This is a genomic window from Streptomyces sp. NPDC053560, assembly GCF_044544605.1.
Taxonomy (GTDB): Bacteria; Actinomycetota; Actinomycetes; order Streptomycetales; family Streptomycetaceae; genus Streptomyces.
Window position 1 is genome coordinate 1 of record NZ_JBITXI010000024.1, and the last position, 22681, is coordinate 22681.

Annotated in this window: 20 protein-coding genes and 2 pseudogenes; 10 read left to right on the forward strand and 12 right to left on the reverse strand. The window is 69.3% G+C overall.

Annotation, left to right across the window (positions count from 1 at the left end; genetic code table 11):
• Positions 1-627 precede the first annotated feature (627 nt).
• Both ACIGQF_RS37130 and ACIGQF_RS37135 read left to right on the forward strand, forming a co-directional pair.
• The gene (locus tag ACIGQF_RS37130; protein WP_399720074.1) at positions 628-771 is read left to right on the forward strand and encodes a hypothetical protein; all 144 of its coding nucleotides are present in this window, start codon (positions 628-630) and stop codon (positions 769-771) included.
• 80 nt (positions 772-851) lie between these two features.
• Positions 852-1520 carry an O-methyltransferase gene (locus ACIGQF_RS37135; RefSeq protein WP_399720076.1) on the forward strand — a complete coding sequence of 223 codons (669 nt, stop codon included), beginning with the start codon at positions 852-854 and terminating at the stop codon, positions 1518-1520.
• An 87-nt stretch (positions 1521-1607) separates the two neighbouring features.
• Here ACIGQF_RS37135 and ACIGQF_RS37140 read toward each other — a convergent pair whose 3' ends face one another.
• Together ACIGQF_RS37140 and ACIGQF_RS37145 are read right to left on the reverse strand one after the other, a co-directional pair.
• Entirely contained in the window at positions 1608-2450 is an 843-nt protein-coding gene (locus ACIGQF_RS37140; protein WP_399720078.1) for a phosphotransferase family protein, read from the reverse strand.
• A gap of 41 nt (positions 2451-2491) precedes the next feature.
• Entirely contained in the window at positions 2492-2704 is a 213-nt protein-coding gene (locus ACIGQF_RS37145; protein WP_399720081.1) for a hypothetical protein, read from the reverse strand.
• 375 nt (positions 2705-3079) lie between these two features.
• On the opposite strand from ACIGQF_RS37145, the gene ACIGQF_RS37150 reads away from it, so the two are divergent.
• Together ACIGQF_RS37150 and ACIGQF_RS37155 are read left to right on the forward strand one after the other, a co-directional pair.
• Positions 3080-3625: a TetR/AcrR family transcriptional regulator gene (locus ACIGQF_RS37150; RefSeq protein WP_399720084.1), complete on the forward strand. Its 546-nt coding sequence runs from the start codon at positions 3080-3082 to the stop codon at positions 3623-3625.
• Positions 3626-3736: 111 nt separating this feature from the next.
• Entirely contained in the window at positions 3737-5899 is a 2163-nt protein-coding gene (locus tag ACIGQF_RS37155; RefSeq protein WP_399720086.1) for an MMPL family transporter, read from the forward strand.
• 263 nt (positions 5900-6162) lie between these two features.
• Here the strand turns inward: ACIGQF_RS37155 and ACIGQF_RS37160 are convergent, their stop codons facing one another.
• Positions 6163-7257: a LacI family DNA-binding transcriptional regulator gene (locus tag ACIGQF_RS37160; protein ID WP_399720088.1), complete on the reverse strand. Its 1095-nt coding sequence runs from the start codon at positions 7255-7257 to the stop codon at positions 6163-6165.
• Between the two features lie 141 nt (positions 7258-7398).
• On the opposite strand from ACIGQF_RS37160, the gene ACIGQF_RS37165 reads away from it, so the two are divergent.
• The 4 genes from ACIGQF_RS37165 to ACIGQF_RS37180 all read left to right on the forward strand — a co-directional run bounded on the left by ACIGQF_RS37165 (position 7399) and on the right by ACIGQF_RS37180 (position 13200).
• Positions 7399-8706 carry an ABC transporter substrate-binding protein gene (locus ACIGQF_RS37165; RefSeq protein WP_399720091.1) on the forward strand — a complete coding sequence of 436 codons (1308 nt, stop codon included), beginning with the start codon at positions 7399-7401 and terminating at the stop codon, positions 8704-8706.
• Positions 8707-8747: 41 nt separating this feature from the next.
• Complete coding sequence (locus ACIGQF_RS37170; protein WP_399720093.1) at positions 8748-9647, forward strand: carbohydrate ABC transporter permease; 900 nt, start codon at positions 8748-8750, stop codon at positions 9645-9647.
• Positions 9644-10480: a carbohydrate ABC transporter permease gene (locus ACIGQF_RS37175; protein ID WP_399720096.1), complete on the forward strand. Its 837-nt coding sequence runs from the start codon at positions 9644-9646 to the stop codon at positions 10478-10480. Before ACIGQF_RS37170 ends, ACIGQF_RS37175 begins: the two co-directional genes overlap by 4 nt.
• A gap of 251 nt (positions 10481-10731) precedes the next feature.
• Entirely contained in the window at positions 10732-13200 is a 2469-nt protein-coding gene (locus tag ACIGQF_RS37180; RefSeq protein ID WP_399720098.1) for a beta-glucosidase, read from the forward strand.
• A gap of 56 nt (positions 13201-13256) precedes the next feature.
• Here the strand turns inward: ACIGQF_RS37180 and ACIGQF_RS37185 are convergent, their stop codons facing one another.
• Both ACIGQF_RS37185 and ACIGQF_RS37190 read right to left on the reverse strand, forming a co-directional pair.
• Positions 13257-13478: a hypothetical protein gene (locus ACIGQF_RS37185; protein WP_399720100.1), complete on the reverse strand. Its 222-nt coding sequence runs from the start codon at positions 13476-13478 to the stop codon at positions 13257-13259.
• Positions 13479-13548: 70 nt separating this feature from the next.
• Positions 13549-14193, reverse strand: a complete 645-nt coding sequence (locus tag ACIGQF_RS37190; protein ID WP_399720102.1) for a TetR/AcrR family transcriptional regulator — start codon at positions 14191-14193, stop codon at positions 13549-13551.
• 146 nt (positions 14194-14339) lie between these two features.
• Here ACIGQF_RS37190 and ACIGQF_RS37195 point away from each other — a divergent pair, with 146 nt between their 5' ends.
• On the forward strand, positions 14340-15290 hold the full coding sequence (locus tag ACIGQF_RS37195; protein ID WP_399720249.1) for an NAD(P)-dependent alcohol dehydrogenase: 951 nt from the start codon (positions 14340-14342) through the stop codon (positions 15288-15290).
• 126 nt (positions 15291-15416) lie between these two features.
• Here the strand turns inward: ACIGQF_RS37195 and ACIGQF_RS37200 are convergent.
• From ACIGQF_RS37200 to ACIGQF_RS37230, 7 genes and pseudogenes are all read right to left on the reverse strand, one after another.
• Positions 15417-15539, reverse strand: a pseudogene (locus tag ACIGQF_RS37200) (N-acetyltransferase); the annotation flags it as partial.
• Between the two features lie 104 nt (positions 15540-15643).
• Positions 15644-15706 (reverse strand): annotated as a pseudogene (locus ACIGQF_RS37205) (hypothetical protein); the annotation flags it as partial.
• 140 nt (positions 15707-15846) lie between these two features.
• Complete coding sequence (locus tag ACIGQF_RS37210; protein ID WP_399720105.1) at positions 15847-16806, reverse strand: PfkB family carbohydrate kinase; 960 nt, start codon at positions 16804-16806, stop codon at positions 15847-15849.
• Complete coding sequence (locus ACIGQF_RS37215; protein ID WP_399720107.1) at positions 16803-18386, reverse strand: purine-cytosine permease family protein; 1584 nt, start codon at positions 18384-18386, stop codon at positions 16803-16805. The genes ACIGQF_RS37210 and ACIGQF_RS37215 overlap by 4 nt, the downstream gene beginning before the upstream one ends.
• 78 nt (positions 18387-18464) lie before the next feature.
• Positions 18465-19502 (reverse strand): ADP-ribosylglycohydrolase family protein, encoded by a 1038-nt coding sequence (locus tag ACIGQF_RS37220; RefSeq protein WP_399720109.1) that lies wholly within the window; start codon positions 19500-19502, stop codon positions 18465-18467.
• Between the two features lie 155 nt (positions 19503-19657).
• Entirely contained in the window at positions 19658-20371 is a 714-nt protein-coding gene (locus ACIGQF_RS37225) for a GntR family transcriptional regulator (RefSeq protein ID WP_399720112.1), read from the reverse strand.
• 130 nt (positions 20372-20501) lie between these two features.
• Positions 20502-21416: a LysR substrate-binding domain-containing protein gene (locus ACIGQF_RS37230; RefSeq protein ID WP_399720114.1), complete on the reverse strand. Its 915-nt coding sequence runs from the start codon at positions 21414-21416 to the stop codon at positions 20502-20504.
• A gap of 236 nt (positions 21417-21652) precedes the next feature.
• On the opposite strand from ACIGQF_RS37230, the gene ACIGQF_RS37235 reads away from it, so the two are divergent.
• The gene (locus ACIGQF_RS37235; protein ID WP_399720116.1) at positions 21653-22663 is read left to right on the forward strand and encodes an aldo/keto reductase; all 1011 of its coding nucleotides are present in this window, start codon (positions 21653-21655) and stop codon (positions 22661-22663) included.
• Positions 22664-22681 lie beyond the last annotated feature (18 nt).

Here is a 22681-nt window from a genome sequence, read left to right on the forward strand (position 1 = left end):
TGCACAACCTCGCTTTCGCCGGGTAGACCACCAGCCGGACAGCAGCCCACCACCCCCGAGGCCACTCATAGATCATTTACGGGACAGCCCTTAGGGAGGCCAGCAGGACAGCGATGGCGAACGCCTCGGAAGGGGCTCGAGTGCACGAGCGGGAGCAAGGCGCGAGCGCTGCGGCGCAGCGGGAGAGAGCTGCCGTTGCCCGGACGTCCCGGCCGCCGACTCACGAGCGGGTGGCGGAGCAGACTACCGGCCTGCCGAGTGGGTTGACGCCGAACGCCGTGATGTCGTTGCAGCGAGCGGCAGCAAACTCCGCGGTGCTCCGCTCTCTGCGGCCCGGGCAGCTTCATTCCGAAGCCGCAGGCGCCGCTGTGAAACGTACTCTCCCGTGCATTCGTTGAACGGGCGACCGGTCCGGCGCATGTCTTCCTGCGCGCCTACAACCCGGACAGCGTTCTGGTCGCGCAAGAGATCCCGCAGCTGCGCATCATCCAGAAACTCAACCCTGCTGTCGGACTCCTATGGCATCCGCTCTACACCGACCCTGACGGCGCAATCAAGGAAATCTCACCGGACCTGCAACTCACCGACGAAGCCGCCTACCGCAGTCGCGACAAGTGCGTGAGCGTGATGTACCACTATCTTCTGCGCCACCATGACACGAACAACAATGCGGCAGCCATGGCGTACAAGGAGATCATCGAACTCCTGGAAGGGAACGTCAACCACGTCAACCCGAAGGCGCGTCAGAAGCAGGAACAAGAGCCAGGGTGATCAGCCCCGATCACCCCGATCACTCCCCGCCCTTCTGCTAACTTTCCTAGCGAAGCTGACTGAGCACGTGAAAGGAATCCATGTCCCAGCAGCAGTGGACCGCAGTCGACGATTACTTCACTTCCCTGCTCGCACCCGCCGATGAGGTACTGGAAGCCGCCCTGCGCGACAGCGACGCCGCTGGTCTGCCCCATATCAACGTGGCCCCGAATCAGGGCAAGCTGCTGCATCTCCTCGCCCAGATGCAGGGCGCCCGCCGCATCCTGGAGATCGGCACCCTCGGCGGCTACAGCACCATCTGGCTCGGCCGCGCCCTGCCCGCCGACGGCCGCCTTGTCACGTTGGAATACGACGCCCGCCACGCCGAGGTCGCTCGTACCAATCTCGCCCGCGCCGGCCTCGCGGACCGTACTGAAATCCGCGTCGGCCCGGCGCTCGACAGTCTCGCCGACCTCGTGACCGAGGGCGCCGAGCCCTTCGACGTCGTCTTCATCGACGCCGACAAGCCCAACAATCCGCATTACCTCGATTGGTCGCTGAAGCTCACCCGGCCGGGCAGCGTCATCATCGGTGACAACGTCGTCCGCGACGGCAAAGTCGCCGACGCCCACAGCGCTGACGCAGGGGTGCAGGGAACGCGCCGCTTCCTGGAACTCATGGCCGAGCACCCGAAACTGTCGGCCACCGCGCTGCAGACGGTGGGCAGCAAGGGCTACGACGGCTTCTCCCTGGCACGCGTCATCGCCTAGGAGTTGTCCACCTGTCCGAGTCAGCCCCAGAGCAGGGGATCGGCATCCGTCAGCCCTCCTATCTCTTCTGTCCCTTCTGCCTCGAATTCAGCTCGGTTCGCAGCGATCGAGTGCAGCTCGAACCTGGTTCAGCCCCTCTGCTCTGCAATGGTCCCGGTCAGGCATTTGGTCGTCTCGGCGCCAGCGCCAGGCTGAGAACATCGCCCAGTTCAGGGCGCGGCACCGGTGAATCAGACCCTGGTCAACCCCCGCATAGTGTTCCCCCACCTCCTCGGGGGCATGGGCCAGGTCGAACTCGACCGGTCCACGGCAGGCCGTGGCGAGGTCCACGAAGAGCGGCCCTCGCCTCGTATTCAGGAGGTTGCCCGGATGCGGCTCGCCATGCAGCAACTGGTCGCGGGTTTTGGCGATGCCGATCGCGGCGCTCAGGCCACTGAGCGTGTTGCCCAGGAGTTCCCGGTCGGCATCGGGGAGCTCGGGGGAGCGCTCCTGGTCGTTCACCTCTCTCAGTGCCGCGGCGATTCGATCGGTGAAATGTGGTGCGTTCAGGTCGATCCGGCGCAGGGCGGCATGGTGTCGTATGAACACGTCTGCGTAGTCGGCCGGCGCGATCTCCGATTCCAGAGGTTCGTAGTAGGTCCAGAGAGATATGGCGAAGGCGTTACGCACATGGACTCGGGGCTGTACCCGTGGGTCGAGCTCAGCCACTGGAGCGGCGACTTCGGTGAGATGGTGAGCAACCTCTACTTCAAACTCGGAATCAGCCAGATGCGCCGAAGGCGCGACCCGAGCCAGAACGTCGCAAGGTGCCAAGCGGAGCGCGACGCGGTCGGAGTTGTGGACGACGGTCACCTCGTCGACCTGTAGGCCCAGCCCCAAAGCGGTTGCCCGTCCTGCCTCAACTGCGCGGCGGAGTTCCCGTTGCTCCATACCGTTCTCCCTCATTGTTGGATTACTTGCTGTGGCTGGAATTACCGGGTGTCGCGCCACCAGTAACGCCCGACGATGAGTTCTTCGACTGCGCGGAGCCTGTCCGCGGCCATCTGCGCATGGGCATCGGGGTGCTCCAGAGCGATGCGGAGGTCGGAGGCGAGGTGGGCCGCCTCGCGAACCTCGCATTCTGCTCGGAGGGTTTCCGGTGAGCTCGTCGTTGCCCGGGCGATGACGTCGAGAACCGTCTCCATGTGGGGGCCGCTGAACCGGGCCAGGAACGGTTTGTGCGTACAGAGGCGCGCGCTTCGCGATCGCCGCCAAGCCGTCGAGCAGCGGGCGGGGTACGGTCCCGTGCCGGTCCAGGGCGGCGAGGTTCGCCACTTCGGCATGGAGCGCAGCCTGGCCGGTGAAGCCGCCATGGTCGAGAGGTTCTCTCAGTACCTGTTCGATGTCACTCTCGGGCACCCAGCCGTGCAGTCGAGCGAGCGGTGTCGTGTGCCTGCCGAAGGTTGGTCGTGTCGATCATCCAGGCTGGGGTGTCTTCGGTTCGGCCGGGGTGGTGAAGGCCACAGCAGGAAGCTGTCCGATCGGTCAGGTCTGACCGATCGGACAGTTACTGTTGGGTCATGGCACGCACTGCATCCGCGTTGCGCGGGCACATCCTGGAGGCGGCGCTCGGGCTGTTCGTCATCCATGGGTACCGGGGGACGTCGCTCCATGACATCGCTTCCGAGGTGGGCTGCTCGAAGGCCTCGCTGCTCTACCACTTCGCCAGCAAGGACGCGATACTCACCGAGCTGCTGACGCCCGCCGGCCGGGCACTGGCCCAACTCGACCAGGACCTGATGGGCCTGACGGGGGAGCAGGCGGTGGAGTCTGCCGTGACCGGCTACGTGGACCTCGCGCTGCGATACCGGCGTGAGGTCAAGCTCCTGTTCAGCGACCTTCCCGAGATGCTGAACAACTCCGCGCTCTCCGGCGTCCCCGGTCTCACCGAGCGGCTGCTGACGGCGTTGGCCGGACACAGTGAGGAGCCTCAGGCCGTGGTGGGTGCCTGGATGGTGATCGGTGCGGTCTTCGTCACCAGCGCCAGCGATGTCCCGGTACCGCAGGAGACGCTGCGTACCCAGATGATCCGCAGCGCCCTGCGGGCGCTCGACCACCCCGCATGAACGACCATCACCCCTGCATGAACCTGCAAGAGCCCGACCACCACCCCCTATGAACCTCTAACAGCTCGACCACAACCCCGGTGAACCTGCAACAGAGAGATACCTTCTGCAATGGCGACCTTGCTGCACCGGCTAGGCCGGTTCTCCTTCCGCCGCCGCGGGCGCGTCGTCGCGCTCTGGCTGCTGCTGCTCGCCCTGTTGGGCGGCGCGGCAGCGGCTTTCAGCGGCTCGACCACCGACCAGTTCAAGATGCCGGGCACCGAGTCACAGCGGGCCATGGACTCCCTCAAGAAGGAGTTCCCGCAGGCCAGTGGCGGTACCGGCTCGATCGTCATCGCCGCCCCCAAGGGTGAGAAGCTCAAGCCCGCCGATGTCGCCCCGGTGGTCGAGCAGGCCGCACAGGTGGACGGCGTCACCGCGGCCATCGATCCCTTCAAGGCCAAGTCGATATCCCCGGACGGCCGGTACGCCCTGGTCCAGGTCCAGTTCGACAGGGGCGCCCAGGAAGTCACCGACGCTCAGCGGGCCGACTTCGAGAAGGCCGGCGCCGACGTCAAGGGCCTCCAGGTCGAGCACGGCGGCGAGGTGATGACCAACAAGGTGGAGGTCGGCTCCACCGAAGTCCTCGGCGTCCTGGTGGCGGCCGTGGTGCTGGTCATCACCTTCGGCTCGCTGGTGGCCGCCGGGATGACCCTGCTCAACGCCCTCATCGGCGTCGGCGCGGGAATGGCCGGCCTGTACGCATTGAGCGGCGTCATCGAACTCACCAGCACCGCGCCCATCCTGGCGCTGATGCTCGGGCTGGCCGTCGGCATCGACTACTCGCTCTTCATCACCTCCCGCTACCGGCACTTCCTCGCCGAGGGCGCGGAGCCCGAGGAGGCCGCGGGCCGTGCCGCCGGGACCGCCGGTTCCGCCGTCGTCTTCGCCGGTGCCACCGTCGTGATCGCCCTGGCGGGCCTCGCCGTGGTCGGCATTCCCTTCCTCACCGTCATGGGCCTGGCCGCCGCCGGCACCGTCGCTGTGGCCGTACTGGTAGCCCTCACTCTGCTGCCTGCGGTCCTCGGCTTCGTGGGGCACCGGGTGCTGCCGCGCAAGCAGCGCAACGGCGAGGCGAGCGCCAGCGCCAGCACCAAGGAAGCGTTCGGGTTCCGCTGGGGCCGCACCGTCCTCCGCGCGCGCATTCCGCTGCTTTTGGTGGGTGTCGTGGGCCTCGGTGCCCTCGCGCTGCCGACTCAGGACATGCGACTGGCACTGCCCGACGCGAGCACCGCGGCGAGCGACTCGCCGGCGCGTAAGGCGTACGACCTTACGAGCGAGGGCTTCGGGGCGGGCTTCAACGGCCGGCTGATGGCGGTCGTCTCCGGCGACGACGCCGCGTCGACGGGCGCCGCCGTCAAGCAGGTCGCGGCGAAGATCAAGAACACCGACGGGGTGCTCGCGGTCGCTCCGCCGCAGCTCAACGAGGAGGGCACCACCGCACTACTGGCGGTCATCCCCAAGGAGGGGCCCACCGCTGCCGGTACCGAGGACGCGGTGCACGACATCCGCGACCACGTCGCGGGCATCAAGGGCGCCGAGGTCTCCCTGACCGGCATGACAGCGCTGGGCATCGACGTGTCGGAGCAGTTGGCGGACGCCATGCCGGTCTACCTGCTGCTGGTGGTCGGCCTGTCCATCCTGCTGCTGATGCTCGTCTTCCGCTCCATTCTGGTTCCCCTCAAGGCTGCACTGGGCTTCCTGCTCACCGTCGGCGCCACCTTCGGCATCACCGTCGCCGTGTTCCAGCAGGGCCACCTCGCCGGGCTCGTCGGCCTCGACACCTCGGGACCGCTGGTGAGCTTCCTGCCGATCCTCCTCATCGGCATCCTCTTCGGCCTGGCCATGGACTACGAGGTCTTCCTCGTCTCCCGTATGCGTGAGGACTACGTGCGCGGCGCCGAGGCCTCCCAGGCCACCGTCAACGGCATGGGGTACAACGGGCGCGTGGTCACCGCAGCTGCCCTGATCATGGCGTCGGTGTTCGGCGGGTTCGTGTTCATGGAGGACCCGATCATCAAGTCGATCGGCTTCGCACTGGCCGTGGGTGTTCTGGTGGACGCCTTCATCGTGCGTATGACCCTGGTCCCGGCGGTGATGGCGCTCCTCGGCCGCGCCGCCTGGTGGCTGCCCCGTCCGCTGCAGCGGGCCCTGCCCAACCTCGACATCGAGGGCGAGAAGCTGCTGGAGCGGACCGTGCCGGCGCAGCGCGAACGGGAGGACGTGCGGGTCTGAGGCCCGGACTGACAGGCCGCCGTCACCGTACGCCCCACTCGTGACGAACCGCCCTCGTGGTGAGCGCAGCACCGCTCACCACGAGGGCACGCGCTTTTCAGGGCCTACCCCGGCCTTGCGGGCCACCCCGGCCCGGCGTTGGGTTTCGGTCCCACCACGGGGCCAGGGGGCGTCGTAGGCCATGGGCGGCACGGTCCGCCTCCCGGTGGTGGCGGTCGGTCGGGCCGGGGTGCCGGGCCGGGGCCCGGCTGTGCTCCCTGAGGTCAGTCGCTGCCCCCGTCGCCGTCGACTTCGCAGTTGCCTTCGCCTGCGCCCGCGCCTTCGGTGGCACCGCCTGGGGGCGGGGCCGTGCTGTTTCTGACGACGAGGCTGGTGGCCAGTTCGAGCCTTGTCGTGACCGGCTTTTGGGCCCGTATGCGCAGCAGCATCTGAGTTGCCTCTTCGGCCATGTGCCGCAGGGGCTGGTGGATGGTGGTCAGGGCGGGGCTGGACCAGCGGGCGACGGGGACGTCGTCGTAGCCGACCACGGAGAGGTCGTGCGGGACGCGCAGGCCGCTGACGCGGGCGGCTTCGAGCGCGCCGAGAGCCTGGAGGTCGCTGCCGGCGAAGAGGGCGGTCGGCGGCCGCGGGAGCGAGAGCAGTTTCATGGCCCCGTCGTAGCCGCCTTCGACGTGGAAATCGCCGTACAGGACGAGATCGGGGTCGATCTCCAGGCCCGCCATGCTCATCGCCGAGCGGTAGCCGTCCAGGCGCGCCAGCGAGCAGAGCATGTCCTCGGGGCCGGTGATGATGCCGATGCGGCGGTGCCCGGACTCGATGAGATGGCGAGTGGCCGCGAGCCCGCCGCTCCAGTTGGCCGAGCCCACCGAGGGTACGTCGGGGTCGGGGTCGCCGGCCGGGTCGACGATGACGAAGGGGATGGCGCGCGAGCGCAACTGCTCCTTGACCTCGGCCGGCAGGGCGGAGAAGACCAGGACCACGCCGAGCGGCCGGCGTTGGAGTACCCCTTCGATCCAGTCGGGGCCGGGGGCCTGCCGGGTTCCGCTCTCGGTGAGGACCACGGCGGCCTGGTGCGCCTTGGCCACGTTCTCCACTCCGCGGATCAGTTCCATCGCCCAGATGCTCTCCAGCTCGTGGAAGACCAGCTCGATCAGCGGCGCTTCCTGAGCCGAGCGGGTCGTGCGCCGGTAGGCGTGTGCCTCCAGCAGGCGTTCCACCTTGAGCCTGGTCGGGGCGGCGACATCCTGCCGCCCGTTGAGGACTTTCGAAACTGTCGAGAGGGAAACCCCGGCCTGTTCGGCCACTTGGGCCAGGGTGACACGGCCCGACTCCTCGTCATCGCGCATGGTGAGGAGCATAGAGCACCGACAACTCCACGCGCAGCGTCACGAGTTGATAACTCGCCTACCGAGGGTTGACCCACCTGAGCGGGGAGTCCTAGCGTCCCGACCTATCAAGTTTCGGAAATAATGTCGAAATAGTTTCGAAAGGTTGGGGCGATGAGACGACGTACACGGTTGCTGCGGAACGCCACTGTCGGCGGTGCCGCGCTGACCCTGACGCTGAGCCTCTCGGCATGCGGCGGGGGCGCCGAATCGGCGGGCAGGGACGACGGCAAGATCCACATACTCGTCTACGGCGACAGCGCGAACAAGGTGGAGAAGCGGATCATCGCCACCTTCAACAAGACATCGAAGGTGAAGGCCGTCCTGGACACCATCCCGGGCGCCGACTACCAGGCGAAGCTGCAGACCATCATCAACAGCGAGCAGGCCCCGGACGTCTTCTTCAACTGGGGCGGCGGCAGCATCAAGCCGTTCGTCGACGCCGGCCTCCTGATGCCGCTGGACGGCTTCGTCAGCAAGGACCCGGACCTGAAGGAGAAGTTCCTCCCCGCTGTTTTCGAGAGCGCGGAGGTGAACGGGAAGCCGTACGGCATCCCCATGCGCGGCACCCAGCCCGTGCTGCTGTTCCACAACAAGAAGGTTCTCCGCGACGCCGGTGTCGAACCGCCCAAGACGTGGGAGGACCTGCTCGCGGCGGTGCGCGCCCTCAAGGCGAAGGGCATCACACCGATCGCCCTGGGCGGCGGCGACAAGTGGCCCACGCTCATGTGGTTCGAGTACCTCTACGACCGGGTGGCCGGGCCCGGGCTGTTCCAGAAGGCGCTGGGCGGGGACAAGGACGCCTGGGCGAGCGCCGACAGCAGGAAAGCCCTCGGCATGCTCAAGGACCTGCGGGACGCCGGAGCCTTCGGTACACACTACGACTCGGTGAAGTTCACCGACCAGGGCTCGCCCACCCTCCTGGCCACGGGGAAGGCCGGATTCGAGCTGATGGGCTCGTGGGAGTACTCCACCCAGCAGGACAGCCACCCCGACTTCGCCGCAAAGGACCTCGGCTACGGCACCTTCCCGTCGGTCGGCGGCGGCAAGGGCGACGCGGACAACCTCGTCGGCAACACCAACAACTTCTACTCGGTGCTGAAGAAGACCGAGCACCCGGAGGCGGTAGCGGAGTTCCTGAAGCTCCAGTACTCGGACGAGTTCGTGAAGGCGCAGCTGGAGATCGGCAACCTGCCCACCACCACGACCACCGAGAAGTTCCTCGACGCCGCCGCCGACCCGGACTTCGCCCGCTACCATTACGAACACGTCGAGAAGGCGCCCGCCTTCCAGCTCTCCTGGGACCAGGCGTACCCGCAGACGGCGACCGTCGGCATGCACCAGGCCGTCCAGCAGTTCCTGAACGGCGGGCTGGACGAGGACGGGTTCATCAAGGCCATGCAGGCCCTGCCCACGAACTGACCCCGTCTCGCCTCGACTTGGACCCTCATGGACCCCCTCTCATGACCCCCACTCCCGCTCCCACCGCCACTGGCGTCAGCCGGCCGGGCTTCGCCTGGGCCGCCCCCGCCGCCATCTTCTTCGGCCTCTTCGCGCTCCTCCCGCTCGTACTGGTCGCCGTACTCTCCTTCGCCCACTGGGACGGGCTGAGCGCCCCGCGATTCACCGGGCTGGACAACTGGAGCAAGCTGTTCGAGGACCCCGTCATGCTCAAGAGCCTCTGGCTGAGCGTCCTGCTCACCGGGCTCGGCGTCGCCGTACAGACACCGCTGAGCATCCTGCTCGGTGTCTGGGCGGCGGGCCACCAGCGCAACCGGGCCGTCCTCTCCGCCATCTACTTCGTCCCGCTGCTGCTGTCGGCGGCGGCCGTGTCCGTACTGTGGCGCGCCGTCCTCGATCCCAACTTCGGTGTGCCCGCACACGCCGAGTGGCTGTTCGGCGACGGCAACCTCTTCGGCGTACAGAGCAGCGCCATCGGCGTACTCGTCTTCGTGAGCGCGTGGCAGTTCACGCCGCTGCACACGCTCATCTACCAGGGAGCTGCACGGGCGGTGCCGCGGGTCCTCTACCAGGCCGCCCAGATCGACGGCGCCGGGAGGGTACGGCAGTTCTTCCACATCACCCTGCCGCAGCTGCGCAACAGCATCATCACGTCCACGATCCTGATGGTGGTGGGCGGCCTGACGACCTTCGACACCGTCCTCATCCTCACCCAGGGCGGCCCCGGCACCGACACCACCATCAGCGCCTACTACATGTACCAAAAGGCCTTCAAGAACTTCGACTACGGGACGGCCTCAGCGATCGGCGTGCTGCTCGTCCTGGTCGCCACGGTCATCTCACTGATCGTGGTGCGCCTCTCGGGCTACGACAGGATGCGCAGCACGATGGAGGGCCTGTGAGCAAGCGTCGCCCCAATCGCCGCCGTCCCAACTACCTCTCCGGCTTCGGCTCCCTGATCTGGCTCTTCCTGGTCGGACTGCCGCTGTACGCGATGCTCGTCGCCACGTTCCAGTCGCGCGCCGACTATGGGGCGAACGGACCGCTGGCCCTGCCGAAGACCTTCACGCTCGACAACTACGTCAAGGACTTCCACAGCGGATTCGGGCAGTACTTCCTCAACACCGCCCTCGTCACCGTGTGCGTCGTGGGCATCGTCGTGCTCCTCGTACCGCCACTGTCCTACGCCATCGTGCGCAGCCGCAGCAGGACGACGCACACGGTCTTCCGGCTGTTCCTGCTCGGCCTCGCCATCCCCTCCCAGGCCGTCATCGTGCCCATGTTCTACGTCATGAGCGAGGCCGGGCTCTACGACAACCTGCTCGGCGTCATTCTGCCGACCGCCGCCTTCGCCATGCCGGTGTGCGCCCTGATCCTCAGTGGCGTGATGCGCGACATCACACCGGAGCTGTACGAGGCGATGACCATGGACGGCGCCTCCTCGCGGCGCGTCTTCTTCCAACTCGTCCTGCCGCTCTCCCGCAGCGGCCTCTCCACCATCATCGTCTTCTCCGCCCTGCAGGCATGGAACGGATTCCTCTTCCCCCTGGTGCTCACGCAGTCCGCCGACACCAAGGTCATCACCATGGGCCTCTACGACTTCCAGACCGAGCACGGGGTCGACATCCCGGGCCTGCTCGCCGCGGTCGTCCTGTCCATGCTCCCCATCCTGCTCGTCTATCTGTTCGCCCGCCGTGCCCTGGTCCAGGGCCTGATGGGCGTCGGAGGAAAGTGACCGGCCACGTGTCTGCACAGACCGAACACACGGAACACACCGAAGACCGCGAAAGCACCGAACACACGGAACACACCGAAGACCGCGAAAGCACCGAACACCTCGAAGACGCTGAACGCACCGAAGACGCTGGACGCGTTGAATGCATCGAAGGCACTGAACACGCTGAACACGCCGAATCGGCCGGCGTCCCGGTGTGGCGGGACGCGAGCCGCGATCCGGGGGAGCGGGCCGATGCCCTGCTCGCCGAGATGACTCTGGAGGAGAAGACCGCCCAGCTCTTCGGGGTGTGGGTCGGCGCCTCCGCCGAGGGCGGCGAAGTCGCCCCGCACCAGCACGACATGGAGGAGCCGGCACCACTCGACGACCTGCTGCCGCATGGCCTCGGCCAGCTGACCCGGCCCTTCGGCACCACGCCCGTCGACCCCGCGCTCGGCGCGCTCTCGCTGCTGCGCACCCAACGCAGGATCGCCGCCGCCAACCGCTTCGGCATTCCGGCACTCGCGCATGAGGAGTGCCTCGCCGGCTTCGCCGCCTGGGGTGCCACTGCCTACCCCGTACCCCTCTCGTGGGGCGCCACCTTCAATCCCCGGCTCATCCACGAGATGGCCACGGCGATCGGCCGTGACCTGCGTGCCGTCGGCATCCACCAGGGGCTCGCCCCCGTGCTGGACGTCGTGCGCGACGCCCGCTGGGGACGGGTCGAGGAAACCATCGGCGAGGACCCCTACCTCGTCGGCACCATCGGCACCGCCTACGTACGCGGCCTGGAGGAGGCCGGTGTCGTCGCCACCCTCAAGCACTTCGCCGGATACTCCGCCTCCCGCGCGGGACGCAACCTGGCCCCTGTGAGCATGGGCGCCCGAGAACGCGCCGATGTCATCCTGCCGCCGTTCGAGATGGCCGTACGCGAAAGCGGTATCCGCTCGGTGATGCACGCCTACACCGACACCGACGGCATTCCCTCAGCGGCCGACGAACGGCTGCTCACCGGCCTGCTCCGGGACGCCTGGGGCTTCGAGGGAACGGTTGTCGCCGACTACTTCGGCATCGCCTTCCTCCAAACTCTGCATGGAGTCGCCGGCAGCCTGGGCGAAGCCGCCGCCGCGGCACTCACCGCGGGCGTCGACGTGGAACTCCCCACCATGAAGGCGTTCGGCGCGCCGCTGCGCGCGGCACTGGCCGAGGGCCTGGTGTCCGAGTCGGTCGTGGACCGGGCTGTACGCCGAGTACTCAGACAGAAGGCCCAGCTGGGGCTGCTCGATGCCGACTGGGATCCGACGCCGATGTCGCTCGGTGGCGTGGGCGCGGCGAGGGGCGGTCTGCGGGGCACGGCTGACGTGCGCGGTACGGCTGGCTCGCATGCGGCGGCCGACGTGCGTGACACGGTCGACGTGCGAGGCGCGGCTGACGTGCGTGGCGCGGCTGATCTGGCTGATGTGGATGACCTGCGTGGCACGGTCGACCTCGATCCGGCCGCCAACCGCGCGCTGGCCCGCCGCGTCGCCGAGCAGGCCATCGTCCTCCTCCGCAACGACGGCACACTTCCCCTGACGGGCGACCGCACCCCGGCGCGTATCGCACTCATCGGTCCCAACGCCGCCACCCCCACCGCGGTACTCGGCTGCTATGCCTTCCCCGTCCACGTCGGCGGCCAGCACCCGCACGTACCCGCGGGCATCGAGCTCCCCACGCTGCACGACGCACTGGCCGCCGAATTCCCCGACAGCGAGATCGTCACCGCCGCCGGGTGCGACATCGACGGCGCCACTACCGACAACGGCACTACCGACAACGCGACTACCGACGGCGCCACAACTGACGACTTCGCCGCGGCCGCCGAGCTGGCCCGCGGTGCCGACCTGGTGATCGCCGCCCTCGGCGACCGGGCCGGGCTCTTCGGCCGCGGCAGCAGCGGCGAGGGCTGCGACGCCGGCTCCCTGGCGCTGCCCGGAGTACAGCAGCAGCTGCTCGACGCACTGCTGGACACCGGCACCCCCCTCGTCCTGACCCTGCTCGCCGGCCGACCCTACGCCCTGGGCCGTGCGGCGACCGAGGCCGCCGCCGTCGTCCAGACGTTCTTCCCCGGCGAGGAGGGCACGACGGCCCTCGCCTCCGTCCTCAGCGGCCGCGTCGCCCCGGCCGGCCGGCTCCCCGTCAGCGTGCCCCGGCTCCCGGACGCACAGCCCTCCACCTACCTCGCGGCCCGACTCGGCCACTCCACCGAGGTCTCCAACATCGACCCGACCCCCGCCTTCGGCTTCGGCCACGGACTGACGTACACCACCTTCGACTGGTCCGGGCTCGTCATCGCCGACGACGAGGCCGGCACGGACGGCGAGTTCGAGGTGGCCTGCACCGTACGCAACACCGGTACGCGTACGGGCACCGAGGTCGTCCAGCTCTACCTGCACGACCCCGTCGCCTCCGTCGTCCAGCCCGTCCAGCGCCTCATCGGATACGTACGTCTCGACCTCGCCCCGGGCGAGACGGCGGAGGTACACGCGACCGTCCCCGCGGACCTGGCGTCCTTCACCGGCCGCGACGGACAGCGCATCGTCGAGCCCGGCGACCTGGAACTGCGCTTCAGCGCCTCCAGTACGGACACCCGCCTGACGGCCCGGGTCCGCCTCACCGGCCCTGTCCGCACGGTCGACCACGGGCGGCGGCTGCACGCGGACTTCCGTGAGTCCCGTGTGACCCGTCGTCAGCCGCGGTAGAGGCCAGGGCGGCCCATTGACCCATTCAATGCATCGTCAGGTGCTGGGCCGGTCGGCTACCCCTTGGCCGGGTCGGCGCCGGGCCGTTTGACGATCCGGTCGCCGACCGCGATCGACTTCCAGAGCCGGCGGCTGATCCGGACCTTTATGGACTCGCCGTCGGCGAGGCTGACCTCGACGAAGTGGTACATGTTCGAGCCGTCCAGCATGCCCCGGGACGTATGGGTGACGACGCCATCCCAGGAGTCGTCCGGTCCGATTTTCTGTGCTTTCGCCATGGTATGGAGTCTAGGAGGATCGGCAGTCGCCCCAGTAGGGCCTTGGATCACGTCTTGCGCAGTACATATGTCATCGCTGTGGTTCATTGCTGTCCTGCCGGGTGTGGTGCCCGGCAGGCAACAGATGCCCGAGGCCGAGGCCGGTCGGCGGTGACAGCGGCGTGTGAGCGTCATCGGCGCGAAAGGAGTCGAGCAGATAGCCGACCAGGCGCCGTGAGGCCGCCGCGGGGTCGGGTGTGGCAGCGAGTGCGCTGTTGGCGAGCAGTACCACTGTCAGATCCGAGGGATGGAAGTCCTTGCGCAGTGTCCCCGCGCTCTGCGCCCTGCGGACCAGGGAGGCGAAGCCTCGCTCGCCCTGCAGCCGCCGCCGGGAGTGGTCCGCGGCCGCCTCCGGGAAGGCATTGAGGAACGCCTCCGTGAAGCCGCGCTCGGCCGCCTGCAGAGCGCACACCTTCTCGATCACGTGGCAGAAGCCGCGCCAGGGGTCGGGGTCGTCCAGCGCCTCGTCCAGGGCCGCCGTACATGCCTGGAGCTGGTCGGCGAAGATCTCCCTGACCAGCTTGTCGCGGGTGGGGAAGCGGCGGTAGAGCGTGGCGACGCCCACCCCGGCCCTGCGCGCGATGGCTGCCATCGGCACCTCGACCCCGTGCCGGGTGAAGGCTTCGCGGGCGGCCTCGACGATCCGCTGCCGGTTGCGCTCCGCGTCCGCACGCAACCGAGAGGATTTCGCGTCGATCTCTCTCACCTCCGACGTAAGTGGACGATGCCATCCACTTACCACCGTACGGTCGATCGTAGAGGCGCTGAAGACGAGGTGTACGAGGCGTATGGGGAGTATGAGGTGTACGAGTGACCGAGATGATGCGAGCCGCGCTGTACGACCGCTTCGGCGGCCCCGAGGTGCTGTACGTGGGCGAGGTGCCCAAGCCCGTGCCCGGACCCGGCGAGGTGCTGGTGAAGGTCGGTGCGATGAGTATCAACGGCGGTGAGCTGTACGCGCGCGCCGGCCGGCTCAAACCGGTCACCGGCAGGAAGTTCCCGATGCGCACGGGCCTGGACTTCGCCGGAGAGATAGCCGAACTGTCCTCTCCCGCCGCCGGGCTCGCCGTAGGGGATCAGGTCTGGGGCATCATGGCGCGCTCCTCCGGCTTCGGCAGCGCTGCGGAGTACGTCGTCGTCCGGCCGGAGCAGCTCTCGCGAAGCCCCAGGGGGCTCGACCCCGTCGATGCCGCCGCGATGCCCGTGGGCACCACGGCCATCACCGCCCTGCGGGACAAAGCACGGCTGCGCCCGGGCGAGCGTCTCCTGGTGCGCGGGGCTGCCGGGGGAGTGGGCAACGTGGGAGTGCAGCTGGGCAAGGCAATCGGAGCGCATGTCACGGGGCTCGCCCGCGCGGACAATCTTGCCCTGGTCCGCGAACTGGGCGCCGACGAGGCGCTGGACTACCGCGCCACCACATCGGCCGATCTTGGCCGCTACGACGTGGTCCTGGACACCGTCGGCAAGGACCTCTCCGCCTATCGCAGGCTGCTCGCTCCGGGCGGGCGCATGGTGGCCATCGCCTTCGACACCGACAGGATCGCCGCCTCCCTCGGCTACGTCCTGGTCAGCGCCTTGCACGGCCGCAGCCGGGTGCGCTTCTTCAGCGGCAACCCCAAGGCCGAGCTCTTCACGGAACTCACGTCATACGTCGAGAAGGGCACGCTCCGCCCGATCGTCGACACCGTCTTTCCGCTGAAGGACATCGCCGACGCCCATCGCGCACTGGAGGCAGGCGGCGTACGCGGCAAGTATGTGGTGCGCATCGACTAGTTCCTGCCTGTTGGCTCCCTTGGCCTCCCTGGGCTTCACTTCGCCCGGAGCAGGAGTGCTGCGATGCACAGGGCGGTGTCATGAGGCGCGCGGTAGCGCGAGCCAGTCCTGCCAGGTGATGTCGCGGCCCCAGGCCGGGCCGAAGATCTCCCAGAGGCGCTCACGAGAGCCCATCACGGCGGGGTAGTCGAGCGCGGTGTCCGCCTCCCGGATCGGCCGCAGGTGAAGCGCGGTGTGGGGTACGGGCACGTGCGTGGGGTGGACGAAGTCGTCAGATCGAGTACGTACTGGCCGTCGCCGAGGAGGGCTCGGTCATCGCGGCGGTTGATGGTGGCTTCATGGGCACGCCAGTCGTAGCCGGACGCCCAGTAGGCGACAAGCCGCCGCATTCGCCGGGGTCGGTGCCGGCCTCCCATCCGTCAGCGGGCCGGGGGATCGGCCAGCGGGTGTGGCGCAGTCGTGAGCGCAACTCGTTCAGCTGGGCCTCAGGCCGGCGATCACAGGCGTGGGGTGGGCCCATGGGAGCCCCAGGGACGGGGGCGGGGACGGGGAGGTGTCAGTTCGCCGTCAGTGTCCCGTGCAGGGGGTCCGCGGGGCCGAGTACGGTGGCCAGTTCTGCGCTGGTGGGGCTGGTGGCCGGGCCGGGGCGGGTGACGGCGAGGGCGGCTGCGGCGTTGGCTGCCCGGGCGGCTTCCAGGGGTGTGATGCCCTGGCCGAGGAGTGCGAGGAAGGCGCCGGTGTGGGCGTCGCCGGCGCCGTTGCTGTCGACGACACGTACGGGGCGGCCGGGTACGTGGACGGCGGGGTTCGTGCCGGTGGCGAGCCAGCAGCCGTCGGCATCGCCGCGTACGAGGACACCGCCGCCGGGCCTGATCCGCCCGGTCAGTGCATCGGCGGCCGCGGCGTCATCGAGGTCCGACAGCAGCCGGGCCTCGCGGCGGTTGCAGCTGAGCCAGTCGCAGCGGGCCAGGACGCGCCGCAGGCGCTCGGTGTCGATGTCGGCGACCAACGGGCCGGGATCCAGGCACAGTACGACATCGTCCGGGACGGCGGCGGCGAAGTCGGCGAGCGCCGCGGCGGTACCGGGATAGGCCAGTCCGTAGCCGGAGAGCTGCACGATGTCGCCGGGGCGCAGGGCGGCCGCCATTCGCGCCGTGTCGTCGGAGGTGAGAGTGCCTTCCGCGCCGGGGGCGGTGGCGAAGGTGCGCTCGCCGCCGTCGTCGACGAGGGCGACGCAGAATCCGGTGTCGGCGTCGGCGCGGGGCGGGAGCGCCACGTCGATCCGTTCGGCCTGGAGAGCGGCGCGTACCCGGTCGCCGAAGGGCCCGGTGCCGTGGATGCCCCCGTACACCGCGGGCAGGCCCATCCGTCGGGCGGCGGTGAGGACGTTGAGGCCGCCGCCCACGCGCTGCGTGGTGTCGGAGGCGAGGACGTCGCCGCCGCGCGGGGGCAGCTGCGGTACGCGCATCACGAGGTCGATGATGACGTTTCCGGCGAGGAAGAGGCGGGTGTTCATACGGTGGTCCTCGACGTCGTGGTGTCGGTGTGCTGCTCGGTGTGTCGGGTCTCGGCGGTCACCGCCTTGTCGAAGGGCCGCAGGAGGGCGTAGCAGGCGGCGCCGACGACGAAGGTCACCACCCAGCCCAGACCGTTGTTGCCCAGCCAGCTGTGGGAGAGCGGGCCGGCGAACCAGATGTCGGTGTCACTGGTCCTGGCCTCGGTGAGCAGCAGCCCGACGACGATCGCCAGCGCCCAGGACACAACGGCCGACCAGGCGAAGCCGCCGTTGTACCAGTACCGGCCGGTGCGTCCGGGGACCATCAGGGCATCGGGGTCGTAGCTCCGGCGGCGCAGCATGTCGACGGCGAAGACACCGACCCAGGCCGTGATGGGGACGGCGAGGATGGTCAGGAAGGTGGTGAACGGCCCGTAGAAGTCCTTGGCGATCAGCATGAAGTAGATGCCGCCCACGAAGGTGATGACCACGTCGAGGCCGACGGCGACCGTACGCTTGGCGCGTACTCCCAGCGTGACCAGGGTCAGGCCCGCGGAATACACCGAGAGGTGGTTGGAGAGCAGCAGCCCGCCGAACGCCGCGATCAGGTACGGCACGGACATCCACGACGGCAGCATCGCGTCGATGGCGGAGACCGGGTCGGAGGCGGCGGCGAGGGAGGTGTCGCCGGCCGAGAGCAGCGAGCCGAGGGAGATCAGGAGTACCAGGGGGATACCGGCACCCCACGCCGAGGCGAGGACCAGACGCTTGCCGGGGATGGCGCGCGGGAGGTAACGGGCGTAGTCGGCGCCCGCGTTGGCCCAGCCGATGCCGGTGCCCGCCGCGATGATGCCGATGCCCGCGATGACGGCGCTGAGCGGCGCGGCCGGGGCGTGCGCCACCTTCGCCCAGTCCACGGTGGCGGTCAGGAAGGCCATGACGACCAGGTTGAGCAGGCCGAAGAGGTAGCTGGCCCACTTGTTGATCCACATGATCGTGGCGTGGCCCAGCCCGCTGATGAGCAGTGTGCAGGCGATGAAGACCAGCAGGCACACCAGCGTCAGCACGGTGTTGTGCCGTACGCCGAAGACGATCGTGAGGAGGGAGAGCAGCGCGTAGGCGGCGGTGGTGGTGTTCACCGTCTCCCAGCCGACCCGGCTGATCCACGTCACCAGGGTGGGCCCGGCGTTGCCCCGTCGGCCGAAGACGGCCCTGGACAGCGTCAGGGCCGGTGCGCCGCCGCGCTTCCCGGCGATGCTCAACGCACCCACCAACGCGAAGGAGCCGAAGGCGCCGATGACGGCGACCAGTACGGCCTGCCAGATGTTCAGCCCGCGGAAGGCCACGAGGGTGGCACCGAGCGGCAGGCCGAGGAGGGAGATGTTCGCGGCGAACCACGTCCAGAACATCTGCCCGGCGTGACCGTGCCGCTCCGAGTCGGGTACGGGCTCGATCCCGCGGGTCTCCACGGCACCGACGCGGTCACTTACGTGGTCACCGGCGTGCTCGCCGACATGGGCACCGGTGTGGTCGCTGACATGCGCACCGGTGTGGTCATCGGCGTGGTCACCGGCACGATCGCTCGTCGTCGAGTCGGCCATGACGGAACCTCCTTACGAGGCGAGAGGGGAGGCGGGCCGGGGCGGGCCTCCCGGGGAGGGGAACCCCAGGAGTGGGGCTCAGCGTGTCCGCAGCGCGAGCAGGTCGGCGGCGAGTGGCTCCAGGTCGAGGGGGTTGACGGAACGGAGGGTGGCGATGGCCTCCGGGGGGAGGGCGCTCAGACCCGCGACGGCACCGGAGACGGCGCCCGCGATGGCGCCGATGGTGTCGCAGTCGCCGCCGAGGTTGGCGGCCAGCAGACAGGTCTGCCAGGGGTCGTCGCCGGCCAGTGCGAGCACCGCGAATGCCGCGGGGACCGACTCCTGGGAGGCGACGCTGGTGCCGACCAGGTCGCTGATGGTGTCCACGGCGTCCTCGGCCGTGGCCCCGGCGACCAGTTCGCGTGCCCAGCGGATACGGGTGGCGATGTCGGCGCCGGCGGACCAGTGGCCGCGTCGCGCCCCCGCGGCAGCCGCGGTCTGCGCGGCGTCCAGCGCGGCGGTGAGACCGCTGCCGGCCACGGCGGCGCTGACCGCGGCGGCGACGGCCGCCGCTCCGGCGATGCCGATGTTGGTGTCATGGGTGACCTGGCAGGACTCCACGACGCGGTCGAGGAAGGTCTCCAGCGGGTCGTGGGGGAAGGCGATGCCCACCGGGGTGACGCGCATGGCGGCGCCGTTGGTGGTGCCGGTCCGGCCGGTCTCGGTGACGGGTACGCCACGGGTCACGGCGTCCAGCGCGGCCTTGGTGGACGGGCCGAGCAGGTCCAGGGAGCCCTTGGCCTTCATCTCGGCCTCCCACTCCAGCAGCGCGGTGGCCAGCTGAGTGGGGTCGATGCGGCCCCGGCCCTCAACCAGCAGCCGGCCGACGATGAGGGCCTGGTCGGTGTCGTCGGTGACACTGCCCGCGGGCAGACCGGCGGCGACGGGGTTGTCCGGCGGGCCGGCCTCGAAGCCCGTGACCTTGCCGAACCGGGCGGTGATGGCCGTGCGCGACATGATCTGGGTCGGCATGCCCAGGGCGTCCCCCAGGGCGAGACCGTAGAGGGCGCCGAGCGCGCGATCGGTACGGGGGTCGTGGGGGGCGTGGGTGTCTTGGGCGGCGTGGGGGTCGTTCATGTGTGGTGCTTTCTGGTGTCTGTCAGTGCCGGGGGCGTGCGGCTAGCAGCTCGTACGGGGGCGTACGTCAGCTCGTACGGCAGCGCGGGTCGGGGCGGTGCGGAGGCGCAATGGCGGGGGTAGCGGCGGCGATGCGGTCATATCGGTGCCCGTCATCAGCCCGGCTCTCCGAAGTGGGTGCGCAGCTCGAACCGTTCCGGATCCAGCAGGCTGACCACGTGCTCGATCGGCGCGCCCGCGGGGGAGCGGCCGATGCGCGTCACACGGAGGAAGGAGGTACCGGCCGTGCGCATCAGCAGTACCGCGTCGATGTCGTTCAGCGGTACGGCGGTCGCACGCTGCTCGCCCGACGCCACCACCATCCCGACCGAGGCGAGCGTAGCGGTCAGCGAGCCGTCGACCAGGCCGCGTGCCGGTACCTCCGCCAGCTCTTCCTGGAACGGCACCCGGCTCCGTTCCAGCGAGATGCGGGTGCCATCAGCGAGGGTGCGGACGCGGTCCACGGCAAGGAACTCCGTGCGTTCCAGGCTCAGTTCGGCGGCGAGGTCCGGGTCCTGGACGATCTCCAGGTTCAGCACGGTGGTTTCCACGGCCGTGCCGTGCTCGGTCAGCGCCTGGGACCAACCGTGCCGGTGGTCCAGCACGCTGCCCTCGAAAGTGACGATCGACCCGACCCCGGGGTGGGTCGTGATCAGCCCGTCCTCGGCGAGGAGGCGCAGCGCCTCGCGCACGGTGGCCCGGCTGACGGAGAACTGCCGGGTCAGTGCGTGCTCCCCGGGCAACCGGCTGCCGGGCCGCCGGGTACCGGCCCGGATCTCCCGGCTCAGGATGCGCGCTACGCGCTGATGCTTGCGTGCCTGTTCGGACATGTCCACAGCCTAGGCGTACCTGTCTGAACCTGTCCGTTACCTGGGTCACACCGGCGCGGTGCGTCGGGGTGGGGGCACCGGCGCGGTGCGCCGGGTCGGGGGACGCCGACGCACCGCGCCGGGGCGGAGGCTAGCCGGGAGAGGAGGCGACGCTCGCTGCCACCGGCGCAAGGACGATCGACCGGAACGCGGCGACCACCGGCCGCAGGTCGACCCGGTGCCAGGCCGCCCACAGCCGCACCGTCTCATCGAGCCACGGCAGCTCCCGTACGACCACGTTCTGGGCGGCCCGGACCATGCTCCGCTGTACGAGGGCCAGACCGAGGCCGGAGGCGACGAGTCCGGTGGCGGTAAGTGGTTCCGTGGCTTCGAACCGGATGTCGGGCCGGAAGCCGGATGCCGCGCAGGAGGCCATGAAGGCGTCGCGCCAGGCAGGGTCCTGGCTGTCCTCCACCGCCACCCACGGACGGCCGTCCAGATCCTCCGGGCGGACCTCCGCCCGTGCGGCGAGCGGGTGTTGTTCCGGTACCGCCAGCAGCAGCGGGTCCTCCAGCAGCAGTGCTCCGCGCAGATCGGGGTCGTCCTGTGGCGGCGGCTCGGGGACGAGGGCGATGTCCAGGCTGCGCTGCCGCAGGCCCTCGAACTGCTCGGCGGGCGGCAGGTTGTAGAGGGCCACGTGGATCCCGGGACGCGCTTCGTGCAGATCCCGCAGCGCCCGGGGCAACGCTCCGGAGTGCATGGCGTCGCCGAGATAGCCCACGCACAAACCGCCTTCTTCGCCGCGGCCGAGTCGGCGGCCCAGATTCTCCAGCCGGTCCGCGTGCCGCAGCAGGGCCTGGGTCTCGGAGAGGAAGGTCCGGCCGTCGGCGGTGAGCCGGATGCGCTGCTGGCTGCGCTCGAAGAGGAGCAGGCCCAGATCCTTCTCCAGCTGGGCGATCTGCCGGCTGAGTGGTGACTGGGAGATGTGCAGCTTCTCGGCGGCCCGGCCCACGTGCTCCGTCTCGGCGACGGCCACGAAGTACCGGAGCTGACGTAGATCCAGCATGGAAGACCTTTCGTACGGCCTCTCGTGAGACCTCTGCCTCGTGCAGGCCTGTGTCTCGTACCAGACCTCTGTCCCTTAAGACCCCTGGGGGCTCAAGTATGTCCAAGCATGTCTTGGACAGTCTCAAGCATCGACCATACCGTCGAACAGGTAAGAGAAATGAGTGCGCAAACGGGTGCATATCCTGCGCATTTCCGACCTCACGTCACTCTGAGTGACAGATGGGAATCAGTTCCATGGGTATCAGCTCGCTGCTGCCGGGGCGGCTCGGCTTCGGGACCGCTCCGCTGGGCAACATGTTCCGCGCCATCCCCGACGAGGAGGCCGCCGCCACCGTCCAGGCCGCCTGGGACCAGGGCATCCGCTACTACGACACCGCCCCCTTCTACGGCGCCGGGCTGTCGGAGATCCGGCTGGGCGAGGTACTGGCCGGCAAGCCCCGCGACGAGTACGTCCTGAGCACCAAGGTCGGCAGGGTCATCCTCGATGAGGTCGAGGACCCGGCCCACCGCGACCTCGGCGAGAAGGGCGGCATCTTCGAGCACGGCCGCCCGAACAAGATCCTCAACGACTACTCCGCCGACGCCACGAAGCGCTCCATCGAGGACAGCCTCAAGCGCCTGGGCACCGACCGTCTGGACATCGTCTGGGTGCACGACGTCGCGCAGGACTTCTACGGCGACGAGTGGGTGGCAGCCTACGAGTCCGCCCGCACCGGCGCCTTCCGCGTCCTGCAAAGGCTCCGCGAGGAGGGTGTGATCAAGGCCTGGGGCCTCGGTGTCAATCGCGTCGAGCCGCTGGAACTCACCCTCGACCTCGACGAGCCCCAGCCCGACGCCTTCCTCCTGGCCGGCCGGTACACCCTGCTCGACCACGAGCGCGCCCTGCAGCGGCTGCTGCCGGCCGCCACCGAGCAGAACGTCGACATCGTCGTCGGCGGGCCCTACAGCTCCGGCATTCTGGCCGGCGGACAGCACTTCGAGTACCAGCAGGCGCCGCCCGCCATCATCGAGAAGGTCGAGCGCATCAAGGCCCTCGCCGCCCGGCACGGCGTGAGCATCAAGGCCGCAGCACTGCAGTTCGCCCTGGCCCACCCCGCCACCGCGGCCGCCATCCCCGGCGCCACCCGCCCCAGCCGCATCGCCGAGGACGTTACGGCACTCAACGAGACTGTACCGGCGGCCTTCTGGGCGGACCTGCGCACCGAGCGGCTGATCCAGCCGGACGCCCCCGTACCGTCCGCCTGACCCCACAGCGCAGGCCCG

Coding starts and splice junctions, on each gene's coding strand:
- ACIGQF_RS37180 (WP_399720098.1), top strand. CDS start 10,732: ATGACTCTGGAGGAGAAGACCGCCCAGCTCTTCGGGGTGTGGGTCGGC.
- ACIGQF_RS37185 (WP_399720100.1), bottom strand. CDS start 13,478: ATGGCGAAAGCACAGAAAATCGGACCGGACGACTCCTGGGATGGCGTC.
- ACIGQF_RS37165 (WP_399720091.1), top strand. CDS start 7,399: ATGAGACGACGTACACGGTTGCTGCGGAACGCCACTGTCGGCGGTGCC.
- ACIGQF_RS37170 (WP_399720093.1), top strand. CDS start 8,748: ATGACCCCCACTCCCGCTCCCACCGCCACTGGCGTCAGCCGGCCGGGC.
- ACIGQF_RS37230 (WP_399720114.1), bottom strand. CDS start 21,416: ATGCTGGATCTACGTCAGCTCCGGTACTTCGTGGCCGTCGCCGAGACG.
- ACIGQF_RS37210 (WP_399720105.1), bottom strand. CDS start 16,806: ATGAACACCCGCCTCTTCCTCGCCGGAAACGTCATCATCGACCTCGTG.
- ACIGQF_RS37145 (WP_399720081.1), bottom strand. CDS start 2,704: ATGGAGACGGTTCTCGACGTCATCGCCCGGGCAACGACGAGCTCACCG.
- ACIGQF_RS37235 (WP_399720116.1), top strand. CDS start 21,653: ATGGGTATCAGCTCGCTGCTGCCGGGGCGGCTCGGCTTCGGGACCGCT.
- ACIGQF_RS37140 (WP_399720078.1), bottom strand. CDS start 2,450: ATGGAGCAACGGGAACTCCGCCGCGCAGTTGAGGCAGGACGGGCAACC.
- ACIGQF_RS37195 (WP_399720249.1), top strand. CDS start 14,340: ATGCGAGCCGCGCTGTACGACCGCTTCGGCGGCCCCGAGGTGCTGTAC.
- ACIGQF_RS37135 (WP_399720076.1), top strand. CDS start 852: ATGTCCCAGCAGCAGTGGACCGCAGTCGACGATTACTTCACTTCCCTG.
- ACIGQF_RS37225 (WP_399720112.1), bottom strand. CDS start 20,371: ATGTCCGAACAGGCACGCAAGCATCAGCGCGTAGCGCGCATCCTGAGC.
- ACIGQF_RS37220 (WP_399720109.1), bottom strand. CDS start 19,502: ATGAACGACCCCCACGCCGCCCAAGACACCCACGCCCCCCACGACCCC.
- ACIGQF_RS37150 (WP_399720084.1), top strand. CDS start 3,080: ATGGCACGCACTGCATCCGCGTTGCGCGGGCACATCCTGGAGGCGGCG.
- ACIGQF_RS37215 (WP_399720107.1), bottom strand. CDS start 18,386: ATGGCCGACTCGACGACGAGCGATCGTGCCGGTGACCACGCCGATGAC.
- ACIGQF_RS37155 (WP_399720086.1), top strand. CDS start 3,737: ATGGCGACCTTGCTGCACCGGCTAGGCCGGTTCTCCTTCCGCCGCCGC.
- ACIGQF_RS37160 (WP_399720088.1), bottom strand. CDS start 7,257: ATGCTCCTCACCATGCGCGATGACGAGGAGTCGGGCCGTGTCACCCTG.
- ACIGQF_RS37130 (WP_399720074.1), top strand. CDS start 628: ATGTACCACTATCTTCTGCGCCACCATGACACGAACAACAATGCGGCA.